The organism is Streptomyces sp. DH41, from assembly GCF_029813785.1.
GTDB lineage: Bacteria > Actinomycetota > Actinomycetes > Streptomycetales > Streptomycetaceae > Streptomyces.
Genome location: NZ_JARVKY010000046.1, coordinates 1 through 23,143 on the forward strand (window position 1 = coordinate 1; position 23,143 = coordinate 23,143).

20 protein-coding genes are annotated in these 23,143 nt (G+C 72.7%); 10 read left to right on the top strand and 10 right to left on the bottom strand.

The window, feature by feature from the left end:
- Window positions 1–623 (bottom strand): TetR/AcrR family transcriptional regulator (locus tag QC283_RS38290; RefSeq protein WP_279566408.1); only part of this gene is annotated, 623 nt, incomplete at its 3' end.
- A gap of 147 nt (window positions 624–770) precedes the next feature.
- Between QC283_RS38290 and QC283_RS38295 the strand changes: the two genes are divergently transcribed.
- Together QC283_RS38295 and QC283_RS38300 are read left to right on the top strand one after the other, a co-directional pair.
- Window positions 771–2,399, top strand: coding sequence for an MDR family MFS transporter (locus QC283_RS38295; RefSeq protein WP_279566409.1), 1,629 nt, complete (start codon window positions 771–773; stop codon window positions 2,397–2,399).
- 177 nt (window positions 2,400–2,576) lie between these two features.
- Window positions 2,577–2,999, top strand: coding sequence for a hypothetical protein (locus QC283_RS38300; protein ID WP_279566410.1), 423 nt, complete (start codon window positions 2,577–2,579; stop codon window positions 2,997–2,999).
- A 34-nt stretch (window positions 3,000–3,033) separates the two neighbouring features.
- Here the strand turns inward: QC283_RS38300 and cseC are convergent, their stop codons facing one another.
- From cseC to QC283_RS38325, 5 genes are all read right to left on the bottom strand, one after another.
- Window positions 3,034–4,581, bottom strand: a complete 1,548-nt coding sequence (gene cseC / locus QC283_RS38305; RefSeq protein ID WP_279566411.1) for a two-component system sensor histidine kinase CseC — start codon at window positions 4,579–4,581, stop codon at window positions 3,034–3,036.
- Window positions 4,582–4,597: 16 nt separating this feature from the next.
- Window positions 4,598–5,302 carry a two-component system response regulator CseB gene (cseB, locus tag QC283_RS38310; RefSeq protein ID WP_279566412.1) on the bottom strand — a complete coding sequence of 235 codons (705 nt, stop codon included), beginning with the start codon at window positions 5,300–5,302 and terminating at the stop codon, window positions 4,598–4,600.
- Window positions 5,303–5,480: 178 nt separating this feature from the next.
- The gene (locus QC283_RS38315; RefSeq protein ID WP_383531092.1) at window positions 5,481–6,182 is read right to left on the bottom strand and encodes a hypothetical protein; all 702 of its coding nucleotides are present in this window, start codon (window positions 6,180–6,182) and stop codon (window positions 5,481–5,483) included.
- Window positions 6,170–6,709: a SigE family RNA polymerase sigma factor gene (locus QC283_RS38320; protein ID WP_279566414.1), complete on the bottom strand. Its 540-nt coding sequence runs from the start codon at window positions 6,707–6,709 to the stop codon at window positions 6,170–6,172. Before QC283_RS38320 ends, QC283_RS38315 begins: the two co-directional genes overlap by 13 nt.
- A gap of 366 nt (window positions 6,710–7,075) precedes the next feature.
- Complete coding sequence (locus QC283_RS38325) at window positions 7,076–8,116, bottom strand: A/G-specific adenine glycosylase (protein ID WP_279566415.1); 1,041 nt, start codon at window positions 8,114–8,116, stop codon at window positions 7,076–7,078.
- Window positions 8,117–8,235: 119 nt separating this feature from the next.
- On the opposite strand from QC283_RS38325, the gene QC283_RS38330 reads away from it, so the two are divergent.
- Together QC283_RS38330 and QC283_RS38335 are read left to right on the top strand one after the other, a co-directional pair.
- On the top strand, window positions 8,236–9,972 hold the full coding sequence (locus QC283_RS38330) for a sensor histidine kinase (protein WP_279566416.1): 1,737 nt from the start codon (window positions 8,236–8,238) through the stop codon (window positions 9,970–9,972).
- Window positions 9,969–10,637 carry a response regulator transcription factor gene (locus tag QC283_RS38335; protein ID WP_279566417.1) on the top strand — a complete coding sequence of 223 codons (669 nt, stop codon included), beginning with the start codon at window positions 9,969–9,971 and terminating at the stop codon, window positions 10,635–10,637. The genes QC283_RS38330 and QC283_RS38335 overlap by 4 nt, the downstream gene beginning before the upstream one ends.
- A 6-nt stretch (window positions 10,638–10,643) precedes the next feature.
- On the opposite strand, the gene QC283_RS38340 is transcribed toward QC283_RS38335, so the two are convergent.
- Entirely contained in the window at window positions 10,644–11,294 is a 651-nt protein-coding gene (locus QC283_RS38340; protein ID WP_279566418.1) for a phosphatase PAP2 family protein, read from the bottom strand.
- A 175-nt stretch (window positions 11,295–11,469) separates the two neighbouring features.
- Between QC283_RS38340 and QC283_RS38345 the strand changes: the two genes are divergently transcribed.
- Window positions 11,470–12,333: a hypothetical protein gene (locus QC283_RS38345; RefSeq protein ID WP_279566419.1), complete on the top strand. Its 864-nt coding sequence runs from the start codon at window positions 11,470–11,472 to the stop codon at window positions 12,331–12,333.
- Between the two features lie 220 nt (window positions 12,334–12,553).
- Here QC283_RS38345 and disA read toward each other — a convergent pair whose 3' ends face one another.
- Both disA and radA read right to left on the bottom strand, forming a co-directional pair.
- Window positions 12,554–13,678, bottom strand: a complete 1,125-nt coding sequence (gene disA / locus QC283_RS38350; RefSeq protein ID WP_279566420.1) for a DNA integrity scanning diadenylate cyclase DisA — start codon at window positions 13,676–13,678, stop codon at window positions 12,554–12,556.
- 80 nt (window positions 13,679–13,758) lie between these two features.
- Window positions 13,759–15,168, bottom strand: coding sequence for a DNA repair protein RadA (gene radA, locus QC283_RS38355; RefSeq protein WP_279566421.1), 1,410 nt, complete (start codon window positions 15,166–15,168; stop codon window positions 13,759–13,761).
- A 276-nt stretch (window positions 15,169–15,444) separates the two neighbouring features.
- Between radA and QC283_RS38360 the strand changes: the two genes are divergently transcribed.
- A complete protein-coding gene (locus QC283_RS38360; protein WP_443032753.1) occupies window positions 15,445–17,352 on the top strand; it encodes a BACON domain-containing protein in 1,908 nt (635 codons plus the stop codon).
- A gap of 290 nt (window positions 17,353–17,642) precedes the next feature.
- Here QC283_RS38360 and QC283_RS38365 read toward each other — a convergent pair whose 3' ends face one another.
- The gene (locus tag QC283_RS38365; protein WP_279566423.1) at window positions 17,643–18,482 is read right to left on the bottom strand and encodes a hypothetical protein; all 840 of its coding nucleotides are present in this window, start codon (window positions 18,480–18,482) and stop codon (window positions 17,643–17,645) included.
- A gap of 71 nt (window positions 18,483–18,553) precedes the next feature.
- Here QC283_RS38365 and QC283_RS38370 point away from each other — a divergent pair, with 71 nt between their 5' ends.
- From QC283_RS38370 to ilvD, 4 genes are all read left to right on the top strand, one after another.
- Entirely contained in the window at window positions 18,554–19,486 is a 933-nt protein-coding gene (locus QC283_RS38370; protein ID WP_279566424.1) for a Ppx/GppA phosphatase family protein, read from the top strand.
- A 190-nt stretch (window positions 19,487–19,676) separates the two neighbouring features.
- Window positions 19,677–20,552: a sugar phosphate isomerase/epimerase family protein gene (locus QC283_RS38375; RefSeq protein ID WP_279566425.1), complete on the top strand. Its 876-nt coding sequence runs from the start codon at window positions 19,677–19,679 to the stop codon at window positions 20,550–20,552.
- The gene (locus QC283_RS38380) at window positions 20,549–21,160 is read left to right on the top strand and encodes a TetR/AcrR family transcriptional regulator (protein ID WP_279566426.1); all 612 of its coding nucleotides are present in this window, start codon (window positions 20,549–20,551) and stop codon (window positions 21,158–21,160) included. The genes QC283_RS38375 and QC283_RS38380 overlap by 4 nt, the downstream gene beginning before the upstream one ends.
- Before the next feature lie 123 nt (window positions 21,161–21,283).
- A complete protein-coding gene (gene ilvD / locus QC283_RS38385; RefSeq protein WP_279566427.1) occupies window positions 21,284–23,137 on the top strand; it encodes a dihydroxy-acid dehydratase in 1,854 nt (617 codons plus the stop codon).
- Window positions 23,138–23,143 lie beyond the last annotated feature (6 nt).

Genomic DNA, 23,143 nt, shown 5'->3' on the forward strand with positions numbered 1-23,143 from the left:
CGGTTCGGGGGCCCCGGGTTACCAATGTGGAGCCAGCCCGGTGAGCGCGTCTGCGTCACCAGATCGGTGGCGACCTCGAGGACGGCCGCGCGCCTCTTCTCGGGGTCGTCCTCCAGGTCCTGGAGGACGAACATTCCGGCGTGCAGCGTGAAGAGCGCACTGATGCAGCGGACCTGGTCGACCAGGTCCGCTTCCGGGTCGATGAGGATGTCGCGCAGGCCGAGCATGCGGTTCTTGAACATCTCGCCGATGCGCAGGTCCCGCACCGTCGCCTGGTTCTCCTGCATGAAGCGGAACAGCGGTGCCGCGCCGGCCAGCACCTCGCCGTACCGGCGCAGGGCCTCCCGCTTCGTCTCCAGGGTGTGCGGCTGCTCCCGCCCCCACGCGATCAGGTCCTGGATCGGCCGCGTGAGGTCCTCGAAGATGCTGACGAGGATCTCTTCTTTGGTCTTGAAGTGGTAGTAGAGCGCGGCCTTGGTGACGTCCAGGCTCTCGGCGATCTCGCGCAGAGAGGTCTTCTCGTACCCCTGCTCGGCGAAGAGCTCGAGTGCCACGTCCTGGATGCGCTGGCGGGTATCCCCGCGGCGTCGCTGCTGCTTGGTGCCGTCCATCGTGCCGCCCATCCTCCTACGCACCCCCTGCTCCGCGCACTTTCCGAAAAACTTACTTGACGCCCGGCTAGTTACGAGTCTACTTTCCGCAGTGTAGTGAACTTGCCGGGCGGCAAGTAAGCAGGCGAGTGCGCAGCGGTAGCTGGGGGAGTGGGAGCGATGGCGGACACACCGGAGACAGGGGCCGGCGGCGTCGGCGGCGGGGCCGACGGGGCCGACGGGGCCAAGCAGCCGAGGAGCGTGCGGGTGGTCCTGCTCGCGCTCATGATCGCGATGATGCTCGCGATGCTCGACAACATGATCATCGGCACCGCGATGCCGACGATCGTGGGCGAGCTGGGCGGCCTGGAGCACCTCTCCTGGGTGGTCACCTCCTACACCCTCGCGACCGCGGCCTCCACCCCGCTGTGGGGCAAGCTCGGCGACATGTACGGTCGCAAGGGCGTCTTCATGACGTCGATCGTGATCTTCCTGATCGGCTCGGCGCTCAGCGGCATGGCCCAGGACATGGGCCAGCTCATCGGCTTCCGCGCCGTGCAGGGCCTCGGCGCCGGCGGCCTGATGGTCGGCGTCATGGCCATCATCGGCGACCTGATACCGCCCCGGGAGCGCGGCAAGTACCAGGGCATGATGGCCGGCGTCATGGCGCTGGCGATGATCGGCGGGCCGCTGGTCGGCGGCACCATCACCGACCACTGGGGCTGGCGCTGGTCCTTCTACATCAACCTGCCGCTCGGCGCGGTCGCGCTGGTCGCCATCAGCGCCGTACTGCACCTGCCGAAGAAACGCAGCCAGGCGCGGATCGACTACCTGGGCGCCGTGCTGCTGACCGTCGGCATCACCGCCATCGTGCTCGTGACCACCTGGGGCGGCACCGAGTACGCCTGGACCTCCGCGCGGATCATGGAGCTGATCGGCATCGGCGTCGCCGCGCTGGTCGGGTTCGGTTTCTGGCAGACCCGGGCGGCCGAGCCGATCATGCCGCTGCACATCTTCCGCAGCCGCAACTTCACGCTGATGTCCCTGATCGGCTTCATCGTCGGCTTCGTGATGTTCGGCGCGACCCTCTTCCTGCCGCTGTACCAGCAGTCGGTGCAGGGCGCGTCGGCCACCAACTCCGGGCTGCTGCTCCTGCCGATGCTGGGCGCGATGCTCGTCACGTCGATGGTCGCGGGGCGGGTCACCACCAACACCGGCCGCTACAAGATCTTCCCGGTGGCCGGCGGCGCGCTGATGACCGTCGGGCTCTACCTGCTGTCGACGATGGACACCGACACCAGCCGCTTCACCTCCGGGGTGTACATGGCCGTCGTCGGTCTCGGCATGGGCTGCCTGATGCAGATCACCATGCTGGTGGCGCAGAACAGCGTGGAGATGAAGGACATGGGCGTCGCGTCCTCCTCCACCACCCTCTTCCGCACCCTCGGCTCCTCCTTCGGTGTCGCGATCATGGGCGCCCTCTTCAACCACCGTGTGCAGGACGTCATGTCGGAGAAGGCGGGTGCGCTGGGCTCCAAGGTGACGGAGCAGTCGGCACAGCTGGACGCGGCGAGCCTGGCCGAGCTGCCGGAGGCGGCACGTGTGGCGTACCAGGACGCGGTGTCCTCCGGTACCCACGGAGCGTTCCTGCTGGGAGCCGTGGTGGCGGTGGGCGCGCTGGTCGCGGCGGTCTTCGTGAAGGAGGTGCCGCTGAAGGGGGCGGGGCCGAAGACGGCACAGGGCCCGGCCGACGATGACGGCGAGGGCGGCGGGGCCACACCGAAGGCGTCGGTGGCCGAGTCGGTCTGACGCCGGCGCGGCGTACGGTCCGCTCCGCCGCGTGTCGCTGTCGCGAGGCCTCCGGGTGGTTGGCGCCCCGGGGGCCTTCGCTCGTCGGCGGAGCTGACGACGCACCGGCGTCCTTCGTGATCAGCTGGTGCCGTGGAAGCTATATGGGCAAGCGTTGTAGCGGTCGGGGGCACGCTCATGGGTGCCGTGATCACGCACATCTTCCAGCGCCTCGCGTCCGGACGCGACGAACTGTTCGCGCGGTCCGAAGCGCTCCGGCAGGAGCGCATGGCCACGTACAGTTCGTTCGCCGCGGCAGTGGAGGACTATCGCCATGGCCAGGCGGACCGCTGGTACCGCAGGCAGCAGGACCCGGAGGGAGAGGCCTTCATCACGGCACGCGATGAGGCACACCGCCTCCGAACGGCGACACGACAAGGGCTCTACCGAGTCAAATTGCTCACTGACGACCGGGACGTGGTCCTCGCGGCCGAGCGGGCCTACCAGTGCACGCGGGACGTGTCGACCGCGCAGGAACCAGCGGAGCGCGATGCGCTGGACGCCCGGGCGAGGCTCGCGATCGAGGCGTTCGTGGCCGATGCGTCGCCGCTGATCCGCTGACCCGCTGATCTCGGCAAGGTTCGAACGACACTCCCTAGGACCGGCCCGAAGTCGATCGGGGCCGGTCCGGCAGTATCGGGTGGCTGCCGGTGTTCGTCGGCGCGTGCTCCGGCAGCCACAGCACGGCGACCGCGCCCTCGGCCGGTACGTGCTCCGGCGCCCCCGCCGGCCGTACGTTGCGGAAGGTGAGCCGGGCGCCCAGTACCCGGGCCTGGCCTGCCGCGATGGTCAGGCCCAGTCCGTGCCCGCGCCCCGCCCGGTCCGTGCTGCCGGTGCGGAAGCGGCTCGGGCCCTCGGCGAGGAGCTTCTCGGGGAAGCCCGGCCCGTGGTCGCGGACCCGGATCACCCGGCCCTCGACGCTGACCTCGACGGGCGTCCGGCCGTGCCGGGCGGCGTTGGCGAGCAGGTTGAACAGCACGCGCTCCAGGCGGCGCGGGTCGGTGGTGACCTCCGACTCGTGCACCACCCGCACCTCGACGTCCGGGTCCTTGGCCGCCACCCGCCGGGTCACGAAGGCGCCCAGCATGATGTCCTGCAACTCGGCCCGCTCCGAGGCACCGTCGAGCCGGGCCACCTCCAGGACGTCCTCGACGAGGGTGCGCATCGCCCGCGCCCGGTCCAGCACCAGCTCGGTCGGCCGGCCCGGCGGCAGCAGCTCGGCGGCCGTCAGCAGTCCGGTGACCGGGGTGCGCAGTTCGTGCGCGATGTCCGCGGTGACCCGGCGCTCGGCCTCCAGCCGCCGCTGCAACGCGTCCGCCATCGCGTCCACGGCACTCGCGAGGTCGTCGGTCTCGTCCCGTACGACACCGCCGATGGCGTCCCGGACACGGATGTCCGGCTCGCCGTTGGCGACCTGGTGCGCGGCGGCGGCGGCCTTGCGCAGCCGGCGCGACAGATGACCGCCGATGAGCACGCCGAGCGCGCTGCCGCCCAGGACGACCGCGATGGAGCCGATGACCAGCGCCTGGTCGAGGTCGTCGAGGATGTCCGCGCTGCGGTCGGTGAACCCGGTGTGCAGGGACATCACGTGCCCGTCCTTGAGCGGTACCGCCGCCCAGATGTCCGTGACACCGCTCGGCCGCTCGGAGACGTACGTCGCGCGCCGCCCGTTGTCGACCTTGCGGCGCAGCTCCGAGGGCAGGGCCGGGTCGTCGATCCGGGCGTTGGGGAAGTTCTGCCGCCCGGACAGCTCGTAGTTGCGCTGGGCGACCAGGATGCGTTCGTCCGCGAGGTCGCGGGCGTTGTCCAGCATCGACACCCGGGCCGCGTTGTGCACGACCAGGCTCAGCACGACCGCCACCAGCGCGCCGACCAGCGCGATGGCCGCGCTGAGCTTCCAGCGCAGTCCGGTACGGATGCTCAGTCCGGTATGAACGCTCAGTCCCGTACGGGTTCTCAGTCCCGTACGGGTTCTCAGTCCCGTACGGGTTCTCAGTCCCGTACGGGTTCTCAGTCCCGTACGGGTTCTCAGTCCCGTACGGATTCTCAGTCCCGTGCGGGCGCTCGGCACCGCCGGGGCGCCCGCGCGGTCGTCCGGGCGCCCCGGCGGCGAGGCGGTCTGGCGTCGGAAGAACCCCCGCATATCCCTGTGTCCCCGCTCAGGCCTTCAACTTGTAGCCGAAGCCACGGACCGTCTCGATCCGGTCCTGGCCGATCTTGGTGCGCAGCCGCTGCACATGGACGTCGACGACGCGGGTGTCACCGCCCCAGCCGTAGTCCCACACGCGCTCCAGGAGCTTGTCGCGCGAGAGCACCGTGCCCGGCGCGGAGGAGAACTCCAGCAGCAGCCGCATCTCGGTCGGGGTGAGCGCCACCGGCCGCCCGGCCCGGCGCACCTCCATGCCGTCGGTGTCGACCTCCAGCTCGCCGAAGGTGAGCACGCCCCCGGTGTCCGCGGCGGTTCCCGCCTCCGTCCGGTCGACGCCGCCGGCGTGGCCGAAGCGGCGCAGGACCGCTCGGATCCGGGCGACCAGCACGGCCCCGTCGAACGGCTTGGTCACGTAGTCGTCGGCGCCCGCCTCCAGGCCGAGCACCACGTCGATGGAGTCCGCCCGCGCCGACAGCATGATCACCGGTACGGTGGACTCGTCCCGGATCCGGCGGCACAGGCTGACGCCGTCGAGGCCGGGGACCATGACGTCGAGGAGCGCGATGTCGGGGCGGTCGGCCCGGAACGCCTCCAGGCCGGAGAGCCCGTCGGGCATCGCGGTGACCGCGAAGCCGTCCCGCTCCAGGGCGAGCTGGGTGGCCTCGCGGATGACGTCGTCGTCCTCGACGAACAGGACGTGGGTCTGGTCTGCCATCCCGGTGCTCTCAGTCCTCGTTGTGATGGTCGGGTGCGGTCGCCGGCAGCGGCGCGGTCACGTGCGTCACCCGCGGTCACTCGGGCAGACGCCGGGAACGCGCACCGCGTTCACTCGGTCATCGGTCCGAGCGGCCCGATCGGTTCACGCGCCGTGCGCGTCAGCCGTGCCGTGCGCGTCAGCTTTCCGGCTCGGGCTCCGGCTCCGGTTCCCGCACCGCCTCCGGAACCTCACTCGGCGCGGTCCCCACGGCGTTGCTGTAGTCGTTGTGGGTGCGGTACTCCTCGGTGAACCGGTCCGAGGCCCAGCGGTACGTGATCACGTTCTCGCCGGACGGACTCGACACCGGGTCGCCCTTCTCGTACACCTGTTTGGTCACCACCAGGTCGCCGCGGTCGATCTCCGCGTAGACCGGAGGTTCCTCGGCCTTGAACACATTCTGGTACGCGCCGCCCTCCTCGCGGTACACGTAACTGCCCACACCCACCGCGTCACCGCACGTCAGCACGTTGACGACGACGTCCTCCGCCGAGCCTTCGGTCATCTCCCCGTACGACACGTCGACGGGGTACTGGTCGCCGGCGCACGGCTTCAGCTCGCGCTTGACCTCCGTGGCGACCGCGGGATCGGCCTTGACGAGCCGCACCGCGTCCACGCGGTCGGGGACCTTGGAGGGGGAGGCCGCTGGTGAGGGGGAGGAGGAGGCGACGCCGCCCACCGCCTCCGCGTGGGCCGGGCCCTCGTCACGGGCGCCGGTACCGCCGGCGGCACAGCCGGAGAGGGAAACGCCGAGGGCGACGAACACGGCCACCGCCGTACTCGCCGCCTGGGCGCTCCTCCGGGCCTCTCCGGGGCACCGACCGACGGTCAGGCAGCGCAACGCTCCCGCTCCTCACGCTCCAGCGCCCGTGCGTCCAGATCGCGGGCGACCAGCTCCTCGCGGAGCCGGGCGAGCGCCCGGTGCAGCGTGCTCTTGACGGTGCCCGCCGACATACCGAGGGCGGCGGCCGTCTCCTCCGTTGACATCTGCTCCCAGTGTCGCAGTACCACGACGCTGCGCTGCTTCGGGGCGAGCACCTTCATGACGTCCATCAGCAGGGCGCGGTCCGCGTGCTGCGCGGTGGAGTCGTCCACGCAGGCCTCCGGGAGCTGCTCGGTCGGCACCTCCTCCAGCTTCCGCGCCCGCCACCACTCGGTCCGGGTGTTGATCATCACCCGGCGCAGGTAGGCGTCCGCCAGCCGCTTGTCCTCGATGGTCTCCCAGCGGCGGTACGTCCGTGCCAGCGCGGTCTGCAGCAGGTCCTGGGCGTCGACGGGGTCCGGTACCAGACGACGGGCGCTGCGCAGCAGCGCGTCCTGCCGGGTACGGACGTACTCCTCGAACTCGAGCACCTCGCCCTGCGCCATGGTCAACCGCCTTCCGATCCCCGTTTTCCGGCGGTTGGTCATCCGCCGGCCCACTGCCTGTGGTCCGTAGCCGTCCTGTGCCCGTGGGGCACATGAACGAAGGTAGGGAAGCGTTGTCACGGCGCTGTGCGAAGCAGCCTGCGGCAAACCCTCGGCTGTCCGTCGGTTGTGTAACGGAAGCAGGGGCGGGCCGAAGCGGTGGGTTACTTGGAGCCGATAAAGGGTGATTTGCCTGGCGGCTCCGCTGTCACAGAAGCCACAGCGGCGTCATCCACCGCTGTGTCCCACCACTGTGCCCACCGCTGTGTCCCACCGCTGTGCCCAGCGCTGTGTTCCACCGCTGTGCCCACCACCCGCGCTTCGGCTTCAGCTCAGCGGCAGCCGGTACATCCCGTCCGCCAGGGGTTCCACCAGGCCGTCGGAGACGAGACCGTCCAGGGCGCGGGCGCGCTGGACCGGTTCGTGCCACACCTGGTCGAGGGCGGCCTGCGACACCGCCCCGTGCGCGTCACGCAGCACGGCGAGCAGCCGGCCGCGTACCTGCCGGTCGGTGCCCGCGTACGTCTGGCCGCGCCGCGGCGGCCCGTCGTGCGCGGGCTTGCCGGCCAGCCGCCAGGCGCACTGGGCGGCGATCGGGCAGCGGTGGCACGACTCGTTCTTCGCCGTGCAGACGAGTGCGCCCAGCTCCATGGAGGCGGCGGCCCAGCGGGCGGCGCTCGCCTCGTCGTCCGGCAGCAGCGCGCGCGCCAGTTTCCGCTCGGCGGCGGTGGTGGCGTTCGGCGGGTACTGCGCACCGGTGACCGCCCGGGCGAACACCCGGCGGACGTTGGTGTCCAGTACGGCGTGCCGTTGGCCGTAGGCGAAGGAGGCGACCGCGGCGGCCGTGTACTCGCCGATGCCGGGCAGCGCCAGCAGCTGGGCGTGGTCCGCCGGTACGTCGCCGCCGTGCCGTTCCGTTATGGCCGCGGCGGCGCCGTGCAGGCGCAGGGCGCGGCGCGGGTAGCCGAGCCGGCCCCAGGCGCGGACGGCCTCGCCGGGTGCCTCCGCGGCGAGGTCGGCGGGGCGTGGCCAGCGGGCCAGCCACTGCTCGTAGACGGGCAGGACGCGGCTCACCGGCGTCTGCTGGAGCATGAACTCACTGACCATCACGCCCCACGCGCCGGCCTCCGGACGCCGCCACGGCAGATCGCGGGCGTGCTCGTCGAACCACCCGATGACGGGGGCGTGCAGCCGCACACCGGACGCGGACGCCGAGACGGCGGCGGTGGCCGGGGTGCCGGAGGCGGCGAGGGGCCCCCGGGGCGCGGAGGCGGCGGAGGGTCCCGGGGGCGCGGAGGCGGTGGCGGAGGCCGGGGCCGCGGTGGGGTCGGAGGGGCCGTTGTTCGTGGGTTTCGTGGGCGCAGTCATGACCCTTCGATCCTGCCACGGGAGGGCCACCGCGCGGGTGCACCGCCACCCGGTGGCGGGCATGACACCTGACGATCGGCAGGGGCGCCGCCCTGCCCGCCGCTTGTAGCGTCCGTCCCATGGAAGGTACCCGTCCGGCGTACGACGCCGGGACCGGCGGTGTGCGGCCCGGCGGCGGCGCGGGGCCCGGTCGTGCCCCCGCCCGCCTCGCCCCCTTCGGCAGTGGGGCCCTCCTCTGGGGCGCCCTCGCCCTCCCCGCCGTCACCGCCGACCGACTGGGGATGAACGAGCCGCGTCCCCTCTGGCAGCAGCTGGCCGGCCTCGGAGTCCTCGCCGTGGCCGTCGCGCTCTCCCGGCGGCAGCCACTCACCGCCTTCGCGCTGACGGCGGGCCTGGGCCTGGCCACGGCCCCTGCTCTGTTCAGCGTGTCCTACGGTCCCGCCCTCGGCGTCTTCGCCCTGCTGCTGGGCCTGCGCGCACAGCGGGCCCGTCCGGCGGTGGCCGGCTTCGTCGGGGCCGGCGTCGTCGGCACCGTACGGATCGTGCTGGTCGGCGTCGACCCGGCGCCCGAGTGGCTGGTCCTGACGGGGACGCTGCTCTTCGGCTGCGTCTTCCCCTGGCTCGGCGGACGCTACTGGCGGCAGAGCCGGGCCCTCGCCGACGCCGGCTGGCTCAGGGCGGCCCGTCTGGAGGACGAACAGCGGCACGCCGAGGAACGGGCCAGGCTGCGCGAACGCGCCCGGATCGCCCAGGACATGCACGACTCCCTCGGCCACGAACTGAGCCTGCTCGCCCTGCGCGCCGGCGCCCTCCAGGTCGCCCCCGGACTCGCGGACGGCCACCGCGCCGCCGCGGCCGACCTGCGCGCCGCCGCCGCCGACGCCACCGACCACCTGCACCGCATCATCGGCGTACTGCGCGAGGTGTCCGTCCACGACGAACCCGCCCCGCTGACCCCGGCCGGGGAGAGCGTCGAGGAACTCGTCGCCCGGGCAGCCGAGTCGGGGCTTGCCGTCCGCTGGGAACCGCAGGACGACGCCAGTACCCCGGCCCCGGCCCCCGGCGGCGTCGCCGAACGCCTGCTGCACCGTGTGGTGCGCGAGGCGCTGACCAACGCGGCCCGGCACGCGCCGGGCGCGCCCGTCGTCGTGGCGGTCACCGGCCAGGCACACGGTACGACGGTCACCGTCACCAACGGGCGGGCCACCGAGGCCGGGTCGCCTTCGTCGGGCGGTTCGGGTCTGCTCGGGCTGCGCGCCGCCGTCGCCTCGGTCGGCGGCGACTTCCGGGCCGGCCCGCACGACGAGGGGTTCCGCGTCCGGGCGTACGTCCCCGCACAACAGACAGCCGCCCCGGCCCTCGTCGCCGCCCCCTCGGCGCCCTTCACCCTCGCCCGCCGCCGGGTCGCCCTCGGCCTGGGTGCCGCCGCCGGTGCGGGCGTCGTGCTGGTCGGTTCGGCCTTCGGCTGGTACGCGTACACCGAGACGCACTCGGTGCTGAGCCCCGCCGAGTACGCGGAACTGCGCCTGGGCACGCCGTACGACGAGGTCGCCCCCGTACTGCCGGACCGCGCTGTCCACGACCCACCCTCCGAACGCGCGCCCGAGTCCCCGAAGGGCGCCGACTGCCGCTACTACCGGTCGAGCGGCGAACTCCTGGTATCCGTGGACCACTTCCGACTCTGTTTCGACGACGACGGCCGCCTGGTCGCCAAGGACGTCGTCCCCCGTGCCGGACCGTCCGGCGAGTCCGGCGAGGGACCCCAGCAGTACGAGCAACACGGGCAGCACCAGCAGTACGAGCAGCACAAGCAACACAAGCAGCATGAGCAGCGACACGAGGAGTCCGTACGGTGATCCGGGTACTGCTGGCCGACGACGAGGCGATGGTGCGGGCCGGGGTGCGCGCCATCCTGGCGAGCGGTGGCGAGAGCGAGGTCGTCGCCGAGGCGGGGGACGGCAGGCAGGCGGTCGAACTGGCCCGCGCCCACCGCCCCGACGTGGCTCTGCTGGACATTCGCATGCCCCGCCTGGACGGACTCGCCGCCGCGCAGGAGATCGTACGGACCGTCCCCGGCACGGCCGTCGCCATGCTGACGACCTTCTCCGAACAGTCATACGTGGCCCGCGCGCTGGCCGGCGGCGCCACCGGCTTCCTGCTCAAGTCCGGAGACCCCTACGAACTGATGGCGGGCGTACGGGCCGTTGCCGACGGCGCCGCCTTCCTGTCCCCGAAGGTCGCCCGCTACGTCATCGAGGACCTCGGCAGGGGCGGTGGCGGCCGGCTCGCCCGCGAGGAACAGGCACGCGCGCGTGTGGCGCGGCTCAGCCCCCGTGAACGCGAGGTCCTGGGTTTCGTCGGCGCCGGTCTGTCCAACCCGGAGATCGCCGCCCGGCTGCACCTCGTCGAGGGCACGGTGAAGGCGTACGTGAGCGCGGTGCTGGACCGGCTCGAGGTACGCAACCGGGTGCAGGCGGCGATCGTGGCGTACGAGGCGGGCCTGGTCGAGACGGATACCTGACGCGTCTCAACGGCGCCGGTGCGAGGGGGCGTACGCGGTGGCGGGAGCGGCGGGCGCCCCCGGGCCGGTCAGCCACCGCGCCACGGGCGCCGACGACGCGCGCATCGCCTCGGCCAGTCGTGTCACCGGGTGCCTGCCCAGGTGTATGGCCGCGATGGCGACGACGGCGCCGAGCAGCAGCCCGGCGGCGACGTCGTGCGGGTAGTGGACGCCGACGAAGATCCGGGAGAAGGCCATCAGCAGGGCGAGCGGGGCGGTCAGCCAGATGGCCGTCCGCCGGATCAGGGCCAGGGCGGCGGCCGAAGCGCCCGCTATCGTCGCGTGGTTGCTCGGGAAGGACCAGTCGCCGGTCGGCGGGCACTCGGCCAGGGACGGTACCGCCGCGGCGACCGCCCGGCACGGACGCTCCTCGCTGAAAACGGACTTGAGCAGCTCACTGCACACATACGCCACAGCCGTGGCCACAGGTGCAAGGACCGCGATCGCGAACGCGTGGGGACTGCCGTGCCGCGACCGCCACCAGGCGACCACGAACAGCGCGCCGAACAACAGGATTCCCGCCTCTGTCCACACCTCCACCGTGTGCTGCACCCACGTCGGGGTGTCGTCGGCGAAGCCGGTGATGTCGCGGTAGAGCTCGTCGTCCTCGAAGGTCATAGTCACTGACGGTAGGCGGCGGCGCGTTACGGTCACACCCTGCGATCGACACATGGGCAACCTGACGATCGGCAGGGGGTCGTGGCCGGTTTCCGGAATGATGATCCGTAAAAGTTGCCGCTCTGGACGGCGGGTGGGACAAGGGAACGCGCCGATCTCTCGTACAGTTTGCGCCGTGGGATCTCTGCGCAATCCGGTCGGGCCGCTTCCCTCCACCATCTACTGGCGTCGGAGGGCCGTACTGCTGTCCCTGTTCGCCCTGTTGGCGCTACTGATCACGTGGGTCGTGGTCGCCGGCGGCGGGGGTGGCGGCAAGGACCGCGAGGACGGAGCCAACGGCAAGAACCCGGCTCCTTCGATCACTCCAGGGCCCTCGGGCTCCGGTCCGGCGATCAGCCAGGCGCCGGGCGGGCGCGACGAGTCGGGGAGCGGGGACTCCAACGGGTCGGGCACGGGCTCCGGGAGCGGTGGCTCCGGTGACGGGTCCGGTTCCGGCTCCGGGTCCGGTTCCGGCAGTGGTGAGTCCGGGGGCGGCGACGGGGCCGGGGGATCGGGCAGTGCCGGCGGAGGCGGTTCGGCGGGCGGTGCGGCGACCGGTGTCGGTGCGGGCGACGCCCTGCCGGGTGGGTCGAGCCTTCCCAACTGCGGCCCGGGCGCGGTGAATCTGAGCCTGCGCAGCCTCCGCAACGACTACACGCCCGGTCAGACACCCACCTTCGAACTGACCGCGCGGAACACCTCCGGCAGCGACTGCAAGGTCGATCTCGGCCCGAAGCACACGGTGTTGACGATCACCCCGGCCGACGCCGACGACGCGTACTGGTCGTCCGACGACTGCGTCAAGGGCGCGGGCAGCCTGCAGTACCGGGTGGCCGCGGGCAGCGGCATCACCTACACCGCGAAGTGGGACCGCAAGCCGAGCGCCCCCGAGTGCGGGACGCCTCCGGCGGGTTCGGCCAAGGCCGGGACATACCTGGTGGAGGCCAAGGCCGCGGGGTTCGAGAAGGTGCGGGCGTCGTTCGTGCTGAAGAGCGACTGACGCCGGCCCGGCCCCCTTGGCCGCACCGACGCGGACCTATGCCTCGGCCGTAGACCTCGGCCGCAGAACTCGGACGTGGCACTCGGCCACTCCGCCCAGCCCTGATGCCCAGCCCTGATGCCCAGTGGCCCCTCTACCCGCGACGACAGCCGCTACGTCGAGCCGTAACGACCAACCGGTGCCCCTGGACGTGCCGCCGGGCGCTCCCCTGGACGTACCGCTAGACGTACCGCTCCAGGATCGACGACTCCGCCAGCCGTGACAGGCCCTCCCGCACGCTGCGCGCACGTGCCTCGCCGACGCCGTCCACCGTCTGGAGGTCGTCCACACTGGCGGCGAGCAGCTTCTGCAGGCCGCCGAAGTGCTCCACCAGCCGGTCGATGATCGCGCCCGGCAGCCGCGGGACCTTCGCCAGCAGCCGGAAACCGCGGGGCGACACCGCGGAGTCCAGGGCCTCCGGGGAGCCGGTGTAACCCAAGGCGCGGGCGACTGTGGACAGTTCGAGCAGCTCGGCGTGGCTGAGCTTGTCCAGCTCGGCGAGCGCCTCGTCGACCGTGCGGGAGCGCTTGGCGGTCGGCTCGGGCACGTAGTCCCGCACGACCAGCTCGCGCTCGGGTTCCACGCCGGCGATCAACTCGTCCAGCTGGAGCGCCAGGAGCCGGCCGTCCGTGCCCAGCTCCACCACGTACTCGGCGATCTCGGTGGCGATGAGGCGCACCATCTCCAGGCGCTGGGCGACCGCCGACACGTCCCGGACGGTGACCAGGTCCTCGATCTCCAGCGCCGACAGCGTGCCCGCGACCTCGTCGAGGCGGAGCTTGTAGCGCTCCAGGGTCGCCAGGGCCTGGTTGGCGCGGGACAGGATCGCCGCGGAGTCCTCCAGGACACGGCGCTGGCCGTCGACGTAGAGGGCGATGAGCCGCATGGACTGGGAGACGGAGACGACGGGGTAGCCGACCTGCTTGCTGACCCGGTCCGCCGTACGGTGCCGGGTACCCGTCTCCTCGGTGGGGATCGTCGGGTCGGGGAGCAGCTGCACGCCCGCCCGCAGGATCTTGGACAGGTCCGAGGACAGCACGATGCCGCCGTCGAGCTTGCACAGCTCGCGCAGCCGGGTCGCGGTGAACTCGACGTCCAGCACGAAGCCGCCCGTGCACATCGACTCGACTGTCTTGTCCCAGCCCAGCACCATCAGACCGCCGGTGTTGCCGCGCAGGACCCGCTCCAGGCCGTCCCGCATGGACGTGCCGGGCGCCACCGCGCTCAGCGAGGCGCGCATCAGGCCATCGGCACCGGCGCTCCCACCGGACCTTCCGGGAGCTGCTGCCCGGTCGTTGGCTGCCACTGCACTCCTCCGGTCGCAGGTTCTCAGGTGCTCCCCTGTCGCACACTCGGTCGTACGGACGGGCGAGACCAGGGCAAAGTCTACCGGCGGTCCTCCTCCTCCCGTGGGGCCTCTCGCCGACGCGAACGCGGAAGTACGCGAAGGGCGTCCCCTATGTCCGCGACTTCCAGGACCTTCATGCCGTCAGGGACCCTGCCGGGATCGGTCGGTACCAGCGCGTGCGTGAAGCCCAGACGGTGCGCCTCGGAGAGCCGGCGCTGCACGCCCGTGACCCGTCTCACCTCACCGGCGAGGCCGACCTCGCCGATCGCGACGAGGTTCTTGGGCAGCGGGGTGTCGCTGGCGGCCGACGCGAGGGCGAGCGCGATGGCCAGGTCGGCGGCCGGCTCGGAGAGCTTCACACCCCCGACCGTCGCGGAGTAGATGTCCCTTTTGCCCAAGGCGCTGATGCGGCCGCGCTGCTCGAGGACGGCCAGCATCATGGATACGCGGGACGTCTCCAGACCGGAGGTCGTGCGCCGCGGGGACGGGATCTGGGAGTCGACGGTGAGCGCCTGCACCTCGGCCACCAGCGGACGGCGGCCCTCCAGGGTGACGGTCAGGCAGGTGCCGGGCACAGGCTCCGCGCGGCGGGTGAGGAACAGTCCGCTGGGGTCGGTCAGGCCGGTGATGCCCTCGTCGTGCAGCTCGAAGCAGCCGACCTCGTCGGTGGTGCCGTAGCGGTTCTTGACGCCCCGGACCAGCCTGAGGCGCGCGTGGCGGTCGCCCTCGAAGTGCAGGACGACGTCCACCAGGTGCTCGAGGAGGCGGGGGCCGGCGATGGCGCCGTCCTTGGTGACGTGGCCCACGAGGAGGGTGGACATGCCGCGGTCCTTGGAGGCGCGGATCAGGGCGCCCGCGACCTCCCGCACCTGAGCCATGCCGCCGGGGGCGCCGTCGATCTCGGGGGAGGCCACCGTCTGCACGGAGTCGAGGATCAGCAGGGACGGCTTGACCGCGTCCAGGTGGCCGAGGACCGCCGCGAGGTCGGTCTCGGCGGCGAGGTACAGATGGTCGTCGATGGCCTTGATGCGGTCGGCGCGCAGCCGCACCTGGCTCGCCGACTCCTCACCCGTGACATAGAGCGTCTTGTGCTGCTCGCTCGCCGACTTGGCCGCCACGTCCAGCAGCAGCGTGGACTTGCCGACGCCGGGCTCGCCCGCGACGAGCACCACGGCGCCGGGTACCAGGCCGCCGCCGAGCACCCGGTCCAGCTCGGGCACGCCGGTGGAGCGGGCGGTCGCCTGCCGGCCGTCGACCTGGCCGATGGGCAGCGCGGAGGTGGTGACGCGCCCCGGCGTCGTCGTACGCACCGCGGGCGCGCCGTACTCCTCGACCGTGCCCCAGGCCTGGCATTCGGGGCAGCGGCCGAGCCACTTGGCCGTCTGCCAGCCGCACTCGGTGCAGCGGTAGGACGGCCGTTCCTTGGTGGTCTTCGTACGGGCAGCCATGCACGAACCGTAACCGCCCGCACTGACAACGCACGCCACGAGAACCAGGCCCCACGAAACCTGCCCGACCCCGCCTGACCGCCCCCGCCCAGGCCGTCCGCTCGCCTCCGACCGGCCTCCGACCGGCCCCATCCACCCCGAACGGGCCACCGCCCACCCCGAACCAGCCGCGGAACGACAGCTTCCTGTCCCCTTATGAGGGATCGTTTCACCCGTACGGATTAAAAGTGCCCAACGCGCCAGTTCGCGCCACCCATAGCCCCCTACGGTCGCCGGGTGATGAGGAGCAGTCCGGAGACCACGACCCGCACGACCGGCGCCCACCGGACGCACCGGGAGGCGCGCGATCGCATCGCGGCGCGCACGCTGGCGCAGCGGCCGCCCGCGCGCTACGACGCGTACGACGCGTATCTGGACGGCCTGTTCACGTACTGCCTGTCCGTGCTCTGCGACCACGACGCCGCGACCGCCGCTCTCGGCGACGTCCTCGTAGTCGCCGAGCGCCGCGGTCACCGAGGCCCGGAGTCCGCCGGAGACCGCAGGGCCTGGCTGTACGCGCTGGCCCGCTGGGCCTGCCTGCGCAAGCTGGCCGAGGCCAAGCAGAAACGTCCGAGCAGTCACGCGGCGGGCCGCCCCGGCGTCGGCCGACAGCGCCCCGCGCCCTGGGCCGCCGCGTACGGCGAGCGGGACGGACACGACGGACAGAGCGGGGACAACGGACGCGGCGACGGGGGTGACGGACGCGCCGTACGCGGCGACGGGGACAACGGACGGGCCGTACGCGACAACGGACGCGCCGTACGCGACGGGACCGACGAGGAGCGGCGGCGGCCCCACCGCGACCTCGCGCTCCTCGCCTGGCCGGAGGCCGCCGGCACCACCCCGGAGCAGCGCGAGGCCCTCGAACTCGCCGTGCGCCACCACCTCGCCGCCCACGAGGTCGCCGCCGTCCTCGGCATGGACCTGGCCACCGCCCGGGAGCTGCTCGCCTCCGCGGCCTGCGAGGTCGAGCGCACCCGCGCGGCCCTCGCCGTCGTGGAGACCGGCACCTGCCCGGGCGTCGCCCGCCTGACCGGCGACAACCAGTACGTGTTGAGCGCGGCCCTGCGCCGCGAGCTGGTCCGGCACGTCGACGACTGCCCGCGCTGCCGCCGTACCGCCGAACGCGCGATCCCCGGTCGCTGGCCCGGCACGAGCGTGACGCCCGCCGAGCTGCCCGTCCTGGTGGCCCCCCGCGCGGCACTGCATGTCGCCATGGCGCACCCCCCGCGCGCGCGGGGCTCGGCCCCCCGCTTCGACCGGCGCGGCTTCCCGATGGCCCCCAAGGACCGCGCGGCCCGCCGGGACCGCCTCCGCGCGCGTGCCGTCACCACGACCGTCGTCGCCACCGTCGTCGCCGCCCCCGTGCTCGCCCTGTGGGCCGCCTACCGCGGCACCCCGGTGGCCGAGGGCGGGAGCGGCAGCTCGGCCACCGCCAGTGAGGCCCAGAGCCCCGACGGCCCGGACGGCGAGTCCGCGGGCGGTGGCCACGGCTACGAGAACACCGGCAACGCGACCACCACCCCCGGCACCCGCTTCGGCAGTAACGGCAAGGCCGACGTCTCCGTCGAGGTCGTCAGCGTCTCCGGCGCCGCCGAGAAGGGCGCCGGCCACCTGGAGGTGACGGCCGGCCACGACGGCGACACCACACTGGTCACCCTCACCGCGACCGGCGACGCACCGGTGCGCTGGGCCGCGTCCACCAGCGCCCCCTGGCTCTACCTGAGCCAGTCGTCGGGCACCCTGCGCCCCGGCGAGGCCCTGACGATCAAGGTGTACGTCGACCACCTGCGCGAGCCGTCCGGCCACTGGAGTGCCCGGGTGGCCGTCTCGCCCGCCGGTGCCGTCGTCTCCATCGAGGGTTACGGCACCGCGCCCAGCCCGTCGCACCCGGCCCCGCGCCCCGGTGCTCCCGGCGACTCCCCGTCCCCGTCCTCCCCGTCCGGCCCGGATCCGGAGCCGTCCCCGTCCACCTCGGCACCCACCGACCCGACGCCCACCACCGACCCGTCACCCACCGACGACCCGTCGCCCACGTCGCCCGATCCGGACCCGACGCCCACCGGACCGTCCCCGAGCGGCGGCACGGGCGGTTCGTCACCGCTGCCGGGCGACAGCGGCACCCCGGACCCGACCGGCTCGTAGAACGCTCCGACGGCCCGGCCCGGCGGCCCGCCTCGACGGCCCGCCTCGACGGCCCGGCCCGGCGGCCCGCCTCGACGGCCCGCCTCGACGGCCCGGCCCGGCGGCCCGCCTCGACGGCCCGGCCCGGCGGCCCGGCCCGGCGGCCCGCCTCGACGGCCCGGCCCGGCGGCCCGGCTCCGGCGGCCCGCCTCAGCGGTCCGCCCCCAGCGGCTGGCCCCAGCGGCCGGCTCCCACGGCCCGCCCGCCCCCGGTAGCCATGCTTCAGTGGCGCCCGCTCGTGGTGCCCGGCCTCAGCGGGCAGGGTCCGCCGGATGCGGTGCCAGCAACGGCAGCTGCGAGGCCAGCCGCTCCTCGCAGAGCTCGGCCAGCCGGTCGTAGCCCGCCTTGCCCATCAGCTCGACCAGTTCCGGCCGGTAGGAGACGTACACCGGGTCGCCCGCGCCGTGCGCCGAGGTCGCCGAGGTGCACCACCAGTGCAGGTCGTGCCCGCCCGGGCCCCAGCCGCGCCGGTCGTACTCACCGATCGACACCTGCAGCACGCGCGTGTCGTCGGGCCGGTCGATCCACTCGTACGTCCGCCGGACCGGGAGCTGCCAGCACACGTCCGGCTTGGTCTCCAGCGGCTCCCGGCCCTCCTTCAGGGCCAGGATGTGCAACGAGCAGCCCGCGCCCCCGGCGAAGCCGGGCCGGTTCTGGAAGATGCACGAGCCCTGGAAGGGCCGGGTCTGACGGGAGCCCTCGTCGTCCTCGGAGACCCAGCCGTGCTCGGTGCCCTCGGCGTGGTGCTGCCAGACGTCCGGCGTGAGCCTGGCCACGTGCCCGGCGACCCGCTTCTCGTCGTCCTCGTCGGAGAAGTGTGCGCCCAGCGAGCAGCACCCGTCGTCCGCGCGGCCCGCCTGGATGCCCTGGCAGCCGCTGCCGAAGATGCAGTTCCAGCGGGAGGTCAGCCACGTCAGATCGCACCGGAAGACCTGCTCGTCGTCCGCCGGATCCGGAAACTCCACCCACGCGCGCGCGAAGTCGAGGCCCTTCTCGTCAGCGAAGCCCTTCTCGTCGCCCTGGTCGCCCATTTTGTTCTTCTTGTCCTTCTTGGCCGACTTTTCGTCCTTCGCCTTTTTCGTCTTTGGCACGGCTCCAGGGTAAGACGCCCGAGCCGGATGACGGCACCGCCGCCCGGCCCGCTGGCAGTAGCGTTCCGTACATGAGACTCGGTGTCCTCGACGTGGGTTCGAACACGGTGCATCTGCTGGTGGTGGACGCGCACCCGGGCGCGCGTCCGCTGCCCGCCCACTCGCACAAGGCGGAACTGCGCCTCGCCCAGCTCCTCGACGAGGACGGGGCGATCGGCCCCGACGGCGTCGACCGGCTGGTCGCGGTCGTCCGGGAAGCGCTACAGGCCGCCGAGGACAAGGGCGTCGAGGACCTTCTGCCGTTCGCGACCTCCGCCGTTCGCGAGGCGACCAACGCGGACGACGTCCTCGCGCGCGTGCGCGAGGAGACCGGCGTCGAGCTGAGGGTCCTCAGCGGCGCCGAGGAGGCCCGGCTCACCTTCCTGGCCGTCCGCCGCTGGTTCGGCTGGTCCGCGGGCAAACTGCTGGTCCTCGACATCGGCGGCGGCTCCCTGGAGATCGCGTACGGCATCGACGAGGAACCCGACACCGCCGTGTCGCTACCGCTCGGCGCGGGCCGGCTGACCGCCGCCCGGCTGCCCGGCGACCCGCCCCACGCGGACGACGTCAGGGCGCTGCGCCGCCACGTCCGTACGGAGATCGCCCGCACGGTCGGCGACTTCAGCCGCTTCGGCGCCCCCGACCACGTGGTCGCCACCTCCAAGACCTTCCGGCAGCTGGCCCGCATCGCCGGCGCCGCCCGCTCCGCCGAGGGCCTCTACGTCCAGCGCGAGCTGAAGCGGGCCTCCGTGGAGGCCTGGGTGCCCCGCCTGGCCGCCATGACCGGCGCCGAGCGCGCCGAGCTCCCCGGCGTCTCCGAGGGCCGCGCGGGCCAGCTCCTGGCCGGCGCCCTGGTGGCCGAGGCCGCGATGGACCTCCTCCACGTGGAGAGCCTGGAAATCTGCCCGTGGGCGCTGCGGGAGGGCGTGATCCTGCGCCGGCTGGATCACATGGGCCAGGGATGACGCGCCCCGCAAGGGGTGCGGGCCGTGTCGACGTGCGGCTCCGCAGGGTGGTCGCGGGCCGTGTCGACGCGTGGCTCCGCCGCGCGGCCGCGACAGGCCGCAACGCACCCCGCGCTCGTCCTATGGCGCTCACCACAACGGCGAAAGGGCCCCCCGCACCCACCCGGCCGCACCCCGTAACCTGACCCTCGTGGCAGAACCAAGGGACATCGTCCGAACCCCGGACGTGAAGGTCGCCCTGTCGACGGCTTCCGTCTACCCGGAGTCGACGGCGACGGCCTTCGAGATCGCCGCACGCCTCGGATACGACGGGGTCGAGGTCATGGTGTGGACCGATCCGGTCAGCCAGGACATCGACGCGCTGCGCAGACTCAGCGACTACCACCGGGTGCCGATACTCGCGGTGCACGCGCCCTGTCTGCTCATCACCCAGCGCGTCTGGTCCACCGACCCCTGGACCAAGCTCCAGCGCGCCCGTGCCGCCGCGGAGAAGCTCGGCGCGTCCGCCGTCGTCGTCCACCCGCCGTTCCGATGGCAGCGGCAGTACGCCCGGGACTTCGTCAGCGGCATCTGGCGGATGGCGAACGAGACGGACGTGCGGTTCGCCGTCGAGAACATGTACCCCTGGCGCTACCGCGACCGCGAGATGCAGGCGTACGCCCCCGACTGGGACGTGACGAAGGACGACTACCGCCACTTCACCATCGACCTCAGCCACGCCTCCACGTCCCGCACCGACGCCCTCGACATGCTCGACCGCATGAGCGACCGCCTCGGCCACGTCCACCTCGCCGACGGCAAGGGCTCCGCCAAGGACGAGCACCTCGTCCCCGGCCGCGGCGACCAGCCCTGCGCCGAGGTGCTGGAGCGCCTCGCGCACACCGGCTTCGACGGCCATGTCGTCATCGAGGTCAACACCCGTCGCGCGATGTCCAGCGCCGAACGTGAGGCCGACCTCGCCGAGGCCCTGGCCTTCACCCGCCTGCACCTGGCGTCGCCGGCGTCGGCGGGTCCCTCGGGTTCGGCGGGTCCCTCGGGCCCGGCGACGAAGGCGGACCGCCGGTGAGCGACACCGCCGGCGGGACCCGCCGCCGCGGCCGTCCCCCGCGCACGGAGTCCGCCGGTACCCGCGACCGCATCCTCACCGCGGCCCGCGAGGAGTTCTCCGAGCGCGGCTACGAGAAGACGTCCGTACGCGGTATCGCCAAGGCGGCGGGCGTGGACCCGGCGCTGGTGCACCACTACTTCGGCACCAAGGAACAGGTCTTCGCGGCGGCCATCGAGGTCGCCTTCGCACCGGTCCTCGGGGCCCCCGAGGCGATCGGCGACGGCCCCCTGGACGGGGTCGGCGAGCGCCTCACCCGCTTCTTCTTCGGCCTCTGGGAGAACCCGGCCACCCGTACTCCGCTGCTGGCCATCGTCCGCTCCGCCCTGAACAACGAGACCGCCGCCGCCGTCTTCCGCCGCCTGATCGCCGCCCAGCTGCTGCGCCGCATCGCCGACCGGCTGGACCTGCCGGACGCGGAGCTGCGCGCCGAGCTGGCGGCCGCTCAGCTGGTGGGGTGCGCGGTGCTCCGGTACGTGATCAAGGCGGAGCCGCTGGCATCGGCGGACCCGGAGCGGATCATCGCCCGCCTGTCACCGGTCGTACAGGGACACCTCACCGGCCCCTGAGGCACCCCTCGCACGGCGTCGTCGGCGAGACGCGCATCCCGTATTACGGACACCCTGTCCCGGCCCCTGGATGACCGGCGTACGCTCGACGACAGTCATTACCCTCCGAAGGAGCGATCGACGATGCCCGAACTGAGGTCCCGCACAGTCACCCACGGCCGCAACATGGCGGGCGCCCGCGCCCTTATGCGTGCCTCCGGTGTACCCGGCGCGGACATCGGGCGGAAGCCGATCATCGCCGTCGCCAACAGCTTCACGGAGTTCGTGCCGGGCCACACGCACCTCGCCCCGGTCGGCCGGATCGTCAGCGAGGCGGTCGTCGCGGCCGGCGGCATCCCGCGCGAGTTCAACACGATCGCGGTCGACGACGGCATCGCGATGGGCCACGGCGGCATGCTGTACAGCCTCCCCTCCCGCGACCTGATCGCGGACAGCGTCGAGTACATGGTCGAGGCCCACTGCGCCGACGCCCTGATCTGCATCTCCAACTGCGACAAGATCACCCCGGGCATGCTCAACGCGGCGCTCCGCCTGAACATCCCGACGGTCTTCGTCTCCGGCGGCCCCATGGAGTCCGGCCGCGCCACCCTGGTCGACGGCACGGTCCGCACCCTGGACCTGGTCGACGCGATGTCGGAGGCGGTCAACGACAAGATCTCCGACGAGGACATCCTCCGTATCGAGGAGAACGCCTGCCCGACCTGCGGCTCCTGTTCCGGCATGTTCACCGCCAACTCGATGAACTGCCTGACCGAGGCCATCGGTCTCTCCCTCCCCGGCAACGGCTCGGTCCTGGCCACCCACACCGCCCGCAAGGCGCTCTACGAGAACGCCGCGCACACGGTGCTGGACCTGACCCGCCGCTACTACGAGCAGGACGACGACTCGGTCCTGCCCCGCAACATCGCCACCCCCGCGGCCTTCGGGAACGCCATGGCACTGGACATCGCGATGGGCGGCTCCACCAACACGATCCTGCACCTGCTGGCAGCAGCCCAGGAGGCGGAGGTCTCCTTCGGCCTCACCGAGATGGACGCCCTCTCGCGCCGCGTCCCGTGCCTCGCCAAGGTCGCGCCCAACGTCGCCAAGGACCGCACGTACTACATGGAGGACGTGCACCGCGCCGGCGGCATCCCCGCCCTCCTCGGCGAACTGCACCGCGCCGGCCTGCTCAACGAGGACGTGCACTCCGTCCACAGCCCGTCCCTGGCCGACTGGCTGAAGACCTGGGACGTGCGCGGCGGCTCCCCTTCCCCTAAGGCTCTGGAACTGTGGCACGCGGCCCCCGGCTGCGTCCGCTCCGCCGAGGCCTTCTCCCAGTCCGAGCGCTGGGACTCCCTGGACGAGGACGCCGAGGGCGGCTGCATCCGCTCCGCCGAGCACGCCTACTCCAAGGACGGCGGCCTCGCCGTCCTGCGCGGCAACCTGGCGGTCGACGGCTGTGTCGTCAAGACGGCCGGCGTCGACGAGTCCATCTGGACCTTCGAAGGCCCGGCGGTCGTCTGCGAGTCGCAGGAGGAGGCCGTCGAGAAGATCCTCACCCAGCAGGTCAAGGAGGGCGACGTCGTCGTCATCCGCTACGAGGGCCCCAAGGGCGGCCCCGGCATGCAGGAGATGCTCTACCCGACCTCGTACCTGAAGGGCCGAGGCCTCGGAAAGACCTGCGCCCTGGTCACCGACGGCCGCTTCTCCGGCGGCACCTCGGGCCTGTCCATCGGCCACGCCTCGCCCGAGGCGGCGGCCGGCGGCACCATCGCCCTCGTCGAGGACGGCGACCGCGTCCGCATCGACATCCCGAACCGCTCCATCGAACTGCTCGTGGACGACGCCGAACTGGCCCGCCGCGACCAGGCCCTGAACGGCGTGTACGCCCCGAAGAAGCGCGACCGCAAGGTCTCCGCGGCCCTGAAGGCGTACGCCGCGATGGCGACGAGCGCGGACAAGGGCGCGGTGCGCGACGTCAGCAAACTGGGCTGACCGCCT

What these genes read in the sequence shown, in the direction of transcription:
- QC283_RS38295 (WP_279566409.1), top strand. Translation starts at nt 771, where the DNA reads ATGGCGGACACACCGGAGACAGGGGCCGGCGGCGTCGGCGGCGGGGCC.
- QC283_RS38300 (WP_279566410.1), top strand. Translation starts at nt 2,577, where the DNA reads ATGGGTGCCGTGATCACGCACATCTTCCAGCGCCTCGCGTCCGGACGC.
- cseC (WP_279566411.1), bottom strand. Translation starts at nt 4,581, where the DNA reads ATGCGGGGGTTCTTCCGACGCCAGACCGCCTCGCCGCCGGGGCGCCCG.
- cseB (WP_279566412.1), bottom strand. Translation starts at nt 5,302, where the DNA reads ATGGCAGACCAGACCCACGTCCTGTTCGTCGAGGACGACGACGTCATC.
- QC283_RS38320 (WP_279566414.1), bottom strand. Translation starts at nt 6,709, where the DNA reads ATGGCGCAGGGCGAGGTGCTCGAGTTCGAGGAGTACGTCCGTACCCGG.
- QC283_RS38325 (WP_279566415.1), bottom strand. Translation starts at nt 8,116, where the DNA reads ATGACTGCGCCCACGAAACCCACGAACAACGGCCCCTCCGACCCCACC.
- QC283_RS38330 (WP_279566416.1), top strand. Translation starts at nt 8,236, where the DNA reads ATGGAAGGTACCCGTCCGGCGTACGACGCCGGGACCGGCGGTGTGCGG.
- QC283_RS38340 (WP_279566418.1), bottom strand. Translation starts at nt 11,294, where the DNA reads ATGACCTTCGAGGACGACGAGCTCTACCGCGACATCACCGGCTTCGCC.
- radA (WP_279566421.1), bottom strand. Translation starts at nt 15,168, where the DNA reads ATGGCTGCCCGTACGAAGACCACCAAGGAACGGCCGTCCTACCGCTGC.
- QC283_RS38370 (WP_279566424.1), top strand. Translation starts at nt 18,554, where the DNA reads ATGAGACTCGGTGTCCTCGACGTGGGTTCGAACACGGTGCATCTGCTG.
- ilvD (WP_279566427.1), top strand. Translation starts at nt 21,284, where the DNA reads ATGCCCGAACTGAGGTCCCGCACAGTCACCCACGGCCGCAACATGGCG.